Source organism: Longimonas halophila (assembly GCF_002554705.1).
GTDB lineage: Bacteria > Bacteroidota > Rhodothermia > Rhodothermales > Salinibacteraceae > Longimonas > Longimonas halophila.
Genome location: NZ_PDEP01000018.1, coordinates 22,888 through 34,399 on the forward strand (window position 1 = coordinate 22,888; position 11,512 = coordinate 34,399).

Below are 11,512 nucleotides of genomic sequence, written 5' to 3' on the forward strand. Positions count from 1 at the left end.
AATCGGGCATCACGCGTAGGGGCACGGCGCGCCGTGCCCCTACATGCGCGTGCCCTATCTTACCCCGTCGGTGCAATGGGGCAGAGCATACTCCTGCGTTGAATTATATCGTAGCTGGTCTCATGCACTCGGCACAGCTGGTACCCATGCATGGGACCCAATGCTTTATGCCTCACTCTTCTGTGATCGCAAACGCAACGACCTCATGAGCGCCGTCGTCGGTCTGGCGGATGCCGTAGGCGCGGTTGCGGTGCACCACATCGAGTCGTACTGCGAGCGATGCAGCGTGGGCCTGAGCCACCGTCTCTCCCGAGCGATTCACCACAAGCCATGTGGCCTGTTCGGCGTTCGGGTCGACCGGCTGGACCCAAAGGCGATCTGCTGCATCCACCGCAATATGGTCGAACACCGGGTGCGTGTCATAGCGCGGGGCGTTATCGATAGCGTCGAGTAGTGCCGACGCTACAGCAGGTGGCGTATCTGAGTCGTTTTCGAGATCGGCCCGCATCGCATCCAGCTTGTTCTGCTCGATAGGCACCGGCGTATGGTCAAAGCGAATACGGTCTATGATGGTGCCGTCCTGTCTGCGCACGCGAAAGGCAGGGGCGCTGGTATGTCCTTCGTAGAAGTGTTCGTCATGATAGCGCACCACCGACTTGCGCCCGTGCGGATGCGCGGAGGTGGCAATGCCGCCCATAGGCTCGGCCACAATCTGTTCGGGACGTGGATAGCTGAACAGGGTGTCGCTTGGCACCTCGCTATCGCACCGGTAGCGGACCACATGCTCGCGGGGGTCTACATCGGCACCGGTCTGTGCGCTGTGCGACATGCGGTGCGGAATGGCCCATGTACACGCATCCGTGACAAACAGCCCGAACGGCCGATATGACTGCCACGGATTGATCCGATGCGTGCTACGCGGTGCAGCGCTCACCTCCTCCCACGTTAGGACCTGGTTCTGCGAACCATCTACAACAAGCACGCGCCCATCGAGAGCCAGGTCGAGTCCGACCAGGAACTGAAGCGCACCGGGTCCGCCCTGCGAGCCGCCCGTGGTTGCCTGCCAGGTGCCGTCAGAACCGAACTGATGCACCTGCTGCGTCGAGCGATCTGCCACATACACCTGGCTGTCGGCATCCACCCGCACCATAAACGGCCCATCGCCCAGAAAATCGTTGCCTGCTTCAGCGGTGCTCCAAATCGGATCCAGCGAAAGCGTCGAGACAGGCGTGTCAGCAACCTGCGAGTCGGAAGAGTCAGATTCGGCACATCCGGTTATTGCGAATAGAAAGACAAGAGTTAGGGGTGATATGATGCGGAATATGCGCATGATAGATATGGATCGGTTGCAGAAAGAAGGAAACGTCTACATTAAAAATACAAAAAGAAACTGAATGCTGATATGCAAATGAGGCAGAGTCCCGGAGGGGCGTGCCTGTTATGCGTCCAAATCTTTCAAAAGACCCATTCGTGCAACAATTAGAAAGGCCAAGCTCGTATCTTCAACGGTGCGGGTTCATCTACCCCTCAGCCGCTTCGCGACAGCTCCCCTCTCCAGAGGAGCGATTATAGAATCGCGGGAATCACGCTCCCTCAGTCGGATAACTCGTACCGAACGCTATCGGCACCGTCAGCGCCAAGTCGGTAGGTTGCAGAAAGAAGATACGGGTCGGACACCACGCGTAGGAGCACGGCGCGCCGTGTCCCTACATGCTCGTGTCCCCAACCTACCCCGCCAAGACCGCTTCGCGGAACGCGTCCATTGTGGGTTCGATGAGCGGTGCGGGGGTGGAGCGCTGCATTACGGCCTGGAGCGCCTCGGGCACCGGCACCGTCTCGCCGATGAGCGGCTCCACCACCGTGTCGAACTTGGCCGGATGCGCGGTGGCCACCAGCACCCAGTGCGGGGTGTCGCATTGCTCGCGGACAGCCGCCGCCGTGGCGGTGTGCGGGTCCCACACCGTATCCCACACGTCGAGGCCGCGCTGGATCTGCCGCTCGATTTCGTCGTCGGCAATGCGCTCGGCCTCCACCTGACCGCGCACGCCCTCAATAGTGGGCCAGTGGTGACGCAGGCGCTCCATGTTGCTCGGATCGCCCACATCCATCGCCGTGGCCAGCGTCTCTTGCGTCGGCTTCGGCTCCCAGCTGCCCGTTGCTAAGAAGTCGACCACCGGACGGTTTTCGTTCGTCGCCATCACGACCGGGCGCATGGGGCTGCCCATGGCGCGGGCGTAGAGCGCAGCCACGGCATTGCCGAGGTTGCCCGAGGGCACGATAAATCCGGGCGATACGTTGTGCTCACGTACGTACCAGCGGCTGGCGGCGGCGTAGTACGTGAGCTGCGGCAGCAGGCGCCCCACATTGATGCTGTTGGCCGAGGAGAGCCGCTTCTCCGTGGAGAGCGCCTCATCCTGAAAAGCCCCCTTTACCAGACGCTGACAGTCGTCGAAGTCGCCATTTACCGCCAGCGTACGTACGTTCTGATCCCATCCGGTCAGCTGCTTCTCCTGCCGCGCCGACACGCGGCCTTTCGGATAACACACCACCACCTCCACGTTTGGCTTTTCATGAAATGCAGCAGCCACCGCTGCCCCCGTATCCCCCGACGTAGCCACCAGAATGGTGATCGGCTGCGCCGCGTCTTTGTTGAGATGCGAAAGTGCGGATGCCAGAAAGCGTGCCCCCACATCTTTGAAGGCCGCTGTGGGACCGTGAAACAGCTCCAGCACCGCAGTGTCGCGTCCCAAATCGCGGAGCGGCACCGGGAACGAGAATGTGTCGGCGCAGATCGCGTCGAGCATAGGCGCAAGCGGGTCGCCCTCGAAGTAGGGCGCCAGCATGTGCGCTGCGATGTCGGTGATGGCGTCAGACGGCGCTTCCATCGGATCGACCGCAGGAAACGACGCGGGCACGTAGAGTCCACCATCAGGCGCCAGGCCGCGGGTCAGCGTTTCGGAGAGCGTGGCGCGGTGGTCGGCGTTGCGCGTACTTACGAAGTGCATGCAGGGGCAGGGTCGGTTTGGGGGGATGCGACAGGTCGGTCGTCAGGATGAGGAATCGGGCATACCCTGAGGCGTCGGCTCGCGTTCGGAGCGTCCGGCCGCGTCGTGCAGCTCAGCGCGGACGCGCGGCAGCGCCTCGGGATGCGTCTCTTGCAGATGCGTCACGATTCGCTCGCGCACTTCGCAGCGCAGCTCCCACAGATCGGGCGCACTGCGGGCACTCATCAGCGCGCGCAGTTCAACGGTGCGCTCGGTGGTGTTGGTCACGTGCAGCTTCCAGACGCGCCCGTCGTAGTACTCCGATGCCTCAATGATTTCGCCCAGCGCAGCGCGCACCTCTTCGAAGGGCACCGTGTGGTCCACGTAGAGAAAAACCGTACCGAGTAGCTCCGACGTCTCGCGCGTCCAGTTCTGAAAGGGCTGGTCGATGAACTGCGTAATAGGAACTACAATGCGCCGCTGATCCCACACGCGCACCACCACGTACGTGAGCGTAATCTCCTCGACCCAGCCGAAATCGCCCTCCACGATCACCACATCGTCGATGCGAATGGGTTGCGTGAACGCCACTTGCAACCCCGCGACGATCGTGCCAATGGTGCGCTGCGCCGCGAATCCCACGACAATGCCCACAATGCCCGCCGAAGCCAACAGCCCGGTACCCAGGCTTCGAAACGTGTCGGACTCGAACAGGATGATGCCAAGTGCCACTACGCTGATAGCAACGATAGCAATGCGACGGAGCAGACGCGCCTGCGTCACGATTTTCCGCGCCTGTAGGTTGTCTTCTTGTTCAACAGAGAAACGATGCCCGATGAGGTCTTCAGTCACATGGACCGCAGCAATCAGCAGCCATGCAATGCCCACCACGAACAGCGTGTGCAATGTCATGTGCAGTCCGTCTTGAAGTGCGGGTTCGAGCGTCGGCCCAAACATTGGAAAGACCGCGCGCACGACCAGGAGCGGAATCAGCAGTTGCAGCGGACGGTAGCTGCGGTTTAGCGCGTTCTCGCGGAGCTGATTATCTCCGCCCAGGCGACTGTTAAGCGTGCGTATCCCCCAAAATACTGCTCTGTGGAGCAACAAACCGACGACAACGGCTCCGGCGAGATAGGGAATCGTGTAGAGGAGGACGTCCATTGCAACGTAGATGCTATTGGAGGTGCAATCGCAGATGCAGAAGGCTCTTACGTCTCCGTTGACGCATCTATCCGCTGCGCACCGTTGCTGGCCACAGGGGCGGTCCAGATGTCGGCATCCAAGTCTTCGATCGCGAAGGCGCGGCGCATGGCCGTACCCACGCGCTCGGCGGTAGCGGCGTCGGGGCACCAGGCAAAGACGCTGGGCCCGGCACCCGAGATGGAACCGCCCAGCGCACCCGCCTCGCGGGCAGCCGCTTGCACCGCGTCAAAGCCGGGGATGAGGCGGGCGCGGTGGGGCTCGATCATGACGTCGTGAAGCGAGCGTCCGATCAGCGGCAGGTCGTTTTGCGCACATCCAGCTACGAGCGCAGCCAGGTTGGCGCTCTGTTGGACGGCAATGGGCACAGGCACCGCCTCGGGCAGCACGGCGCGGGCTGAGCGCGTGGAAATCTGCATATGCGGATGCGCCAGTGCAGTGTGCAGCCCCTCGGGCACCGGAATGGGCACGACATCGAGCGGGTCCAGGCTGCGCGTGAGCGCCACGCCGCCATAGACCATCGGCACCACGTTGTCGCCGTGCATCGCGCCGCTGGCAATCTGCTCGCCTTGCAAGGCGTAGTGCAGCACCTCGTCGTCGGTCAGGGGCGGATCGACCAGAACCTGCGCTGCTTTCATGGCGGCCACCGCCGAGGCCGCGGATCCCCCCATGCCTGAGCTCAGCGGAATGCCCTTATGGATGTGCACCCGAAACCCGTACGACAGGTCGCGGTCGGCGTGCATCGCCAGCAGGCCCACCGTGGCGGTGTTGGCCTTGGGGCGGCGCGGCAGTTCCGTCACGCATCCCGTAATCGACGCGATCTCGACAGTAGGCGTTTCGATCCGCTCGATGCGCACGCGGTCGTGCACCGCATCGAAGGCGCCGCCCAGCACATCGTAGCCCACGGCCACATTGCCGATAGACCCGGGGGAGGTGGCCGTAGCCGTGGTGGGGAGGGTGTCAGTAGACGGGTCGGGATTAGGCGGCATGTTGGTTGTATTGTGATGTGTTTTACAATGCCATAGCGATGCAGCGCGCTGCATCGTTACAGATCAAGAGTATGCAGTTTTGCCTCACGCATCCACAATCCGCAGCAGATCGGCAAACACGCCCGCGGCGGTGACGTCGGGCCCCGCGCCGGGGCCTTGCACGATGAGCGGGTTTTCGTTGTAGCGTTCGGTACGAAACTGCACGATGTTATCGGTGCGGTGGATGCGCGCAAACGCGTGGTCGTCGTCGTAGCGACCCAGGCGCACGGAGGCCTCGCCGGTGTGGTCGACCGCCCCCACAAACCGAAGCACCTGCCCGGCCTCGCGAGCCTCCCGTAGGATGCGGGTCATGGCATCGTCGTGCTCGGGCAGCCCCGCCATAAACGCATCGACCGAGCCGTTGGTGAGGGCATCGGGCACGAGGCTCTCCACGGCGACGTCGTCGAGCGTGATATCGAGGCCCATTTCGCGCCCCAGAATGACGACCTTGCGGGCCACGTCCATCCCCGACAGGTCGTCGCGTGGATCGGGCTCGGTGAAGCCGTTGGCCTTCGCCTCCCGCAGAATATCCGAGAACGCTCGCTCGCCGTCAAACGCGTTAAACAGGTACGACAGCGTGCCCGACAGAATGCCCTCGATGCGAAGCACGCGGTCGCCCGTCTCGATCAGGTTGTTGAGCGTCTGAATGATAGGCAGTCCCGCACCCACGGTGGTTTCGTAGAGGTAACGGGCGGAGGCCGAGCGCCGCGCCTCCTGCAGCGTCCGGTACGCATCCAAGGGGGCCGTGCTCGCCTTCTTGTTGGGCGTCACGACGTGAATGCCGCGCCGGAGCCAGCGTTCGTACCGCGCCGCCACCGCCGGACTCGATGTGCAGTCGATGAGCACGGCGTGCGGGTGGTAGTCGGTCTGGATGTGGTCGGCGAGCACGTCGAGATCGCTCGGATGCGCCTGCTCGCGGATTGCATCTTGCCAGCCGTCAAGGTCCAGGCGCTGCTCATCCAGCGCCATGTAGCTGCTGTTGGCGATGCCTCGTACGCGGATGTCGATGTGCTGCTCGGTGCGCAGCCGCTCGGCCTGCGCCTCCAGCTGCTCAAGCAGCGCCCCGCCCACGTTGCCCGGCCCAATGATACCGACCGAGAGCGTGTGGTTCGAGAGGTAGAATCCGGCATGGGCGGCGCGCAGCCCCTTCGTGGCGTCGGCCCCGTCAATGACCGCGGTGATGTTGCGCTCCGACGAGCCCTGCGCCATCGCCCGCACGTTTACGCCGGCCTGTCCGAGTGCGCCGAAGAACGTAGCAGCAATGCCCGGCGTGCCCGCCATCCGATCGCCCACCACGGCAAGCACGCTGCAGTTGTCGGTGACCTGCACCGGATGCAGGTGCCCTTGATGAATCTCGGCGTAGAAGGCGTCCTGTGCTGCTTTTCGGGCGGCATCGGCCTGGGGTTGCGGCACCGCAAAGCAGATCGAGTGCTCGGAGCTGCCCTGCGAAATAACGACGACGGACACGTTGGCGGCTTCCAGCGCGCTAAAGAGCCGCCGTGCAATGCCCGGCACGCCCATCATGCCCGAGCCCTCCAGATTCAGCAGCGCCAGGTCGTTAATCGTGGCAAAGCCCTTCACAGGACGGTCCGCTTCGCCGTCCAGGTGGATGCACGTGCCCGGATCCTCAGGCGAAAACGTGTTGCGGATGTGGATGGGAATCTCGCGGTCGAAGGCCGGAGCCAGTGTACGCGGGTGAATTACCTTGGCCCCAAAATAGGCCAGCTCCATGGCTTCCTGATACGAGATCGCGTCGAGGCGCTGTGCGTCGGGCACCAGGCGCGGGTCGGCGGTCATGACGCCGTCTACATCGGTCCAGATGTGCACGGCCTCCGCCTCCAACAGCGACGCCATAATCGCCGCCGAAAAGTCGCTCCCGTTGCGGCCCAGCGTAGTGGGCGCGCCTTCGGGTGTGGTCGCAATGTATCCCGTCACAACCAGCACATCCGCATCTGCATGCCCCTCGTGCCAGCGGGTCCAGCGCGTGCGGGTCGCCTCCCAGTCGACCGTCGGCCCCAGTTCGGTGTGGGTGGCGACGATGACCTCGCGGGCGTTTAGGAGGGCGACCGAGGCGCCGGCTTCCTGCAAAGCGGCCGCCACGAGGCGAGCGCTCCACACCTCGCCAAACCCCGCAATCAAGTCACGAGCCGTGTCAGAGACGGTGCCAAGCAGTTCGGTGGTCTGCAACACATCGCGGATGGTCTGCACGTCGCGGTTGAGCGCATCCGTCGTTTCGTGTGCGATTGCGCCCTGAAGCACCGAGCGGATGTGATTGTGCTGAGCATCGCGCAGCACATCCAACTGATCGAGACGCTCGGTATGCGGACGCGTCGTGTCGGTGAGGGCCATCAGCGCATCGGTGGTGCCGCCCATTGCCGATACGACAGCCGCGCACGGAGATGTGCACCGCTGAATGAGCGTGGTGGCATGCTGAAGGCGCTCGGCATCGGCCAGACTGGTTCCGCCGAACTTGTAGACCGTCCAGGGCGTGGGGGAAGGCATGAGTGGTGTCGGTTCGAGGAAAATACGCAGACGTGCGCTTAACGGCGCGTCCGCAAGACGGGTTGCACGGCAGCGATGCTTTGGTTGCCCATGGGAGATCGTCCCATCGCCACATCGTCACGTTGGTTCCGTATAACGAAGCTGTTCACCGCAAAACGCTGTAACGCATCCTGTGTTAAAACACACAACAGCAAATGGAATTGCTTTCTATCATCATGCTGTATGCTGCCATGACCGCACGTGACTACGCTTACTGGATCAGCACGGGCCTGCTGTCGCTCATGATGGCCGGGTCGGCCTACATGTACTTTACCTCGCCCGCCATTGCAGCGTCCTTTGAAAACCTGGGCTTTCCAGCCTACTTCCGGATTGAACTGGGCATCGCGAAGCTGCTGGGCGTTGTTGCGCTCCTGGCACCTACGCCGCGCTTTCTGAAAGAGTGGGCCTACTTCGGATTCATCGTGTCGTTTGTCTCGGCCTTCATTGCCCACACTGCGGTGGGCGATCCGATCATGGATACCGTGATGCCGCTGGTGGCATTGACCATTCTGGCTGTGTCGTACGTTACCTACCGGAAGCGTCAGGCCATCCAGCATACGACCGAGCAGGCGGCGTAAGCGATCAAGCGCCATGCGACTGCAGCGCTGTTCTGTATGCGCCGCGCGGAGACGCGAACGCAACGACGCCGTCGTGCACTCAACTTTGCACGACGGTCTTCGTTGTTAATGCCTGTCAGATCGTGCCCCCAAATTTCTCATGCGGACTGCAGCCCCATGTCCATCGTCAAATACTTTTTTGAGGAGCCGGCGCTTTTGGAGCCGCCTGCGTCCGATGCCAACCCCGACGCTCGCCGCCGCACCGAGCGCTCGGCCCGTGCCAGCCACGATCCGGATGCTGATACGCTTCGCGCGCTCTTGAACCCGGCCACCGCCTACCGCGGCTATCTTGCGGGCACCGACCTGGAAGCCAATCGTGTGGGGCTTACGGCGCTTTCTGTTATGGATACGATGGTTCATGCCCTCACCGCCGTCTTTGCGCATCCGCACGTATGCGGCATCGCACCGGATGGCACGCTCAACGCCGACATGGATATGCAGGCGGTGCGCAGCTGGTGGACAACACCGCAGGGCGAGTGCGTGCTGGCGTGTGCCGACGCGCCGATCGATCCTACGCCGCTCCACGACGTGGCCCAGCAAGCGCGACGCGAAGGCTCCGCGGCGCTGCGTACGCTCATGGAAGCCGGTACCACCGTTTTCTTCAGCGAGCCCGCCCACGACGGCTTCGATTGGAGCTTTTTTAGCCCAGCGCCCGTACGCGACGCCCTTACCGATGCGCTCCGCACGCACGTGTCCGCCAACGAGGTGCGTTGCTTCGTGCTGCCGTTCCAGAAGGCACGCTCTGAATCCAAATTCTACTTCGAGCAATGGCAACTGAATCAGGCCTCGCTGCCAACGTACATCCAGGAAGTGTAGACGACGCGCCGTCCGATGCCGCGCAGTGGATGCAGCGTTGTCTGACGCTGGCCCAGCGCGGGGCCGGGCACGTGAGCCCAAACCCCATGGTGGGCGCGGTGCTGGTGGATGCGGATGGATCGGTGCTCGCTGAGGGCTGGCACGCCGAATACGGGCAGGCGCACGCCGAGGCGCAGGCCATTCGCGAAGCATTGGATCAGCACGGACCGGAGGCGCTTCGCCGGGCGACGCTCTACGTGAACCTGGAGCCGTGCAGTCACCACGGCAAAACGCCGCCGTGCAGCGACCTTATCATCGAAACGGGCATTCCGCGCGTGGTGGTGGGCACGGTCGATCCGTATCCGAAAGTGGCCGGACGCGGCATTGAGCGGATGCGGGCGCATGGCGTGGACGTGACCGTTGGCGTCGAAGAAGACGCGTGCACGCGGCTGAACGAAGCGTTCTTTCATCAGGTGGAGACGGGGCGTCCGCTCCTCACGCTCAAAATTGCGCAGACGCTCGACGGGCGCATCGCTACCACGACCAGGCACAGCCAGTGGGTCTCAGGGGCCAAAGCGCGCACCAAAGTCCACCAGTGGCGCGCCGACCTGGATGGCGTGCTCGTGGGCAGCGGCACGGCATCTGCTGACGACCCGCGCCTCACGGTGCGCCATGTCGATGGGCCGCAGCCCTGCCGCATCGTGCTCGACCGCACGGGTGCGCTTTCGCCGGAACTGAACCTATTTACCGATGACCACGCGGCCTCTACGATCGCTGTAATCGGCGCGGAGCGTGCAGCGCCGTCTTATGCCGAGGCGCTCACCGCACGCGGCGGACAGGTCCTACGCATCCCCGAAACGCCGAACGAGCATCTCGACCTGCACGCGCTGCTTGCCCATCTGGGCGCGCCCGACGGCCTTACGGAGCGTCCGCTGCAATCGCTCCTGGTAGAGGCAGGACCGGGCCTGGCCACGGCGCTCCTTCGGCAGGACCTGGTAGATCGCTTCTTCTGCTTTGTCGCGCCCAAGGTGGTGGGCAGCGGCATGCCGAGCGTGCGCGACCTGGGCATCCGCCGCATGGACGAGGCGCGTACCTTTGCCGATCAGCGCTGGACGACCGTAGGCAACGACCTGCTGTTTCAGGGCTATGTGCGAGCGGTGTGAGCGGGGGTTCTTCGGGAGCCCCTCTGCCCCCTACCTTGGCACAGACACCGCTTGTGACGCCGCTTCTCTCTCGGACGCTGGAGCGTCCGCATACGCGTCCAACGGGGGACCGTTGGACGCAGTAGAAATTTTGATAGCACCTCTCTACCCTGGCAGCGACGGTCCTCCGTCGCTGCTGACCACTCCTGAGGTGCAGCGGCTGGACACAATTCCGCCACACGCAGCGTATCAGCGGGCGCACGGTATCTTCATGACACATTCTCGGGACCATGGAACCGACTACAACAGACGCGCCACCCTCGCCCCCCGAGCCGCTCCCTAAAAAAGAGCGCTACACCTACGCCGACTACCAGCAGTTGCCCGAGGGCGCGCCCTACCAACTCATCGACGGATCGCTTGTCATGGCTCCCGCGCCGGCCACCCGCCACCAGCGCATCGTTGCGTATCTGTATCGCTCGCTGTATAATCATGCCCCAGACAGAGGCGAAGTGCTATTCGCTCCGATGGACGTCAAGCTCTCAGAGTCGGATGTGCTGCAGCCGGATCTGGTGTTCGTTTCGGAGGCACAGCGGGATCGCATTGGCGAGCAGGCCATCGACGGGGCGCCCGATCTGGTGATGGAGGTGCTCTCGCCCGCGACGGCGCACCATGACTTGACCACAAAGAAGCGTCTCTACGAAGTGCATGGCGTACGCGAATACTGGATCATTGACCCGGATAGCTCCACGGTGGAAGTACACACGAACACCGATGCTGGCTTTACCCAACACGCACGGCAGGTCGATTCCGGTACGGCTTCATCAGCATTGCTCGATGGATTGACGGTCGATCTTGATTCGCTGTTTGTGGCATAGCGCGCCCCGTTCGCATCCCCCTGAACAGTTCGTCTTTCGGGCAGCGGTTCAATGATAAGTGATTGTCATGTAGGCTACATCATCGTAGTCTGTCCCAACCCCCTCTGTCTGCCGACATCTCCCCCTTGGAAAAGGGGGAGAAACCCGAAGGGAGAGGGGGTTCGAACAAAACGAGGGTTCGGTGTCTCTTAGCTTTATCACTTAGAACCTGTTTTGATTTCAAGCTTTGCGAGGGAAAACGAACGGGAGTCCGCCTCGTTTTCGGTGGTGATCAAGCGTTTCACCGAAGACGATACCGAAGCTATGCGCAAAGACTATAGCTCCGACTTG

General features: G+C 62.8%; 9 protein-coding genes. 4 read left to right on the forward strand and 5 right to left on the reverse strand.

Annotated features, from left to right (window positions below):
• Window positions 1-172 precede the first annotated feature (172 nt).
• The 5 genes from CRI93_RS14210 to thrA form a co-directional block, all read right to left on the reverse strand.
• Window positions 173-1,330 (reverse strand): NHL repeat-containing protein, encoded by a 1,158-nt coding sequence (locus CRI93_RS14210; protein ID WP_098063307.1) that lies wholly within the window; start codon window positions 1,328-1,330, stop codon window positions 173-175.
• 397 nt (window positions 1,331-1,727) lie between these two features.
• Window positions 1,728-3,005, reverse strand: a complete 1,278-nt coding sequence (thrC, locus tag CRI93_RS14215) for a threonine synthase (RefSeq protein WP_098063308.1) — start codon at window positions 3,003-3,005, stop codon at window positions 1,728-1,730.
• Window positions 3,006-3,047: 42 nt separating this feature from the next.
• Window positions 3,048-4,145 carry a mechanosensitive ion channel family protein gene (locus CRI93_RS14220; RefSeq protein WP_098063309.1) on the reverse strand — a complete coding sequence of 366 codons (1,098 nt, stop codon included), beginning with the start codon at window positions 4,143-4,145 and terminating at the stop codon, window positions 3,048-3,050.
• Window positions 4,146-4,192: 47 nt separating this feature from the next.
• Window positions 4,193-5,173, reverse strand: a complete 981-nt coding sequence (locus CRI93_RS14225) for a homoserine kinase (RefSeq protein ID WP_098063310.1) — start codon at window positions 5,171-5,173, stop codon at window positions 4,193-4,195.
• Window positions 5,174-5,257: 84 nt separating this feature from the next.
• Window positions 5,258-7,714, reverse strand: coding sequence for a bifunctional aspartate kinase/homoserine dehydrogenase I (gene thrA / locus CRI93_RS14230; RefSeq protein ID WP_098063311.1), 2,457 nt, complete (start codon window positions 7,712-7,714; stop codon window positions 5,258-5,260).
• Window positions 7,715-7,908: 194 nt separating this feature from the next.
• On the opposite strand from thrA, the gene CRI93_RS14235 reads away from it, so the two are divergent.
• The 4 genes from CRI93_RS14235 (at window position 7,909) to CRI93_RS14250 (ending at window position 11,182) form a co-directional block, all read left to right on the forward strand.
• On the forward strand, window positions 7,909-8,331 hold the full coding sequence (locus tag CRI93_RS14235; protein WP_245850557.1) for a DoxX family protein: 423 nt from the start codon (window positions 7,909-7,911) through the stop codon (window positions 8,329-8,331).
• A 156-nt stretch (window positions 8,332-8,487) separates the two neighbouring features.
• The gene (locus tag CRI93_RS14240; RefSeq protein WP_098063312.1) at window positions 8,488-9,186 is read left to right on the forward strand and encodes a hypothetical protein; all 699 of its coding nucleotides are present in this window, start codon (window positions 8,488-8,490) and stop codon (window positions 9,184-9,186) included.
• Window positions 9,138-10,328, forward strand: a complete 1,191-nt coding sequence (gene ribD, locus CRI93_RS14245) for a bifunctional diaminohydroxyphosphoribosylaminopyrimidine deaminase/5-amino-6-(5-phosphoribosylamino)uracil reductase RibD (protein WP_245850559.1) — start codon at window positions 9,138-9,140, stop codon at window positions 10,326-10,328. Before CRI93_RS14240 ends, ribD begins: the two co-directional genes overlap by 49 nt.
• Before the next feature lie 269 nt (window positions 10,329-10,597).
• Window positions 10,598-11,182 carry a Uma2 family endonuclease gene (locus CRI93_RS14250; protein WP_098063314.1) on the forward strand — a complete coding sequence of 195 codons (585 nt, stop codon included), beginning with the start codon at window positions 10,598-10,600 and terminating at the stop codon, window positions 11,180-11,182.
• Window positions 11,183-11,512: the final 330 nt, after the last annotated feature.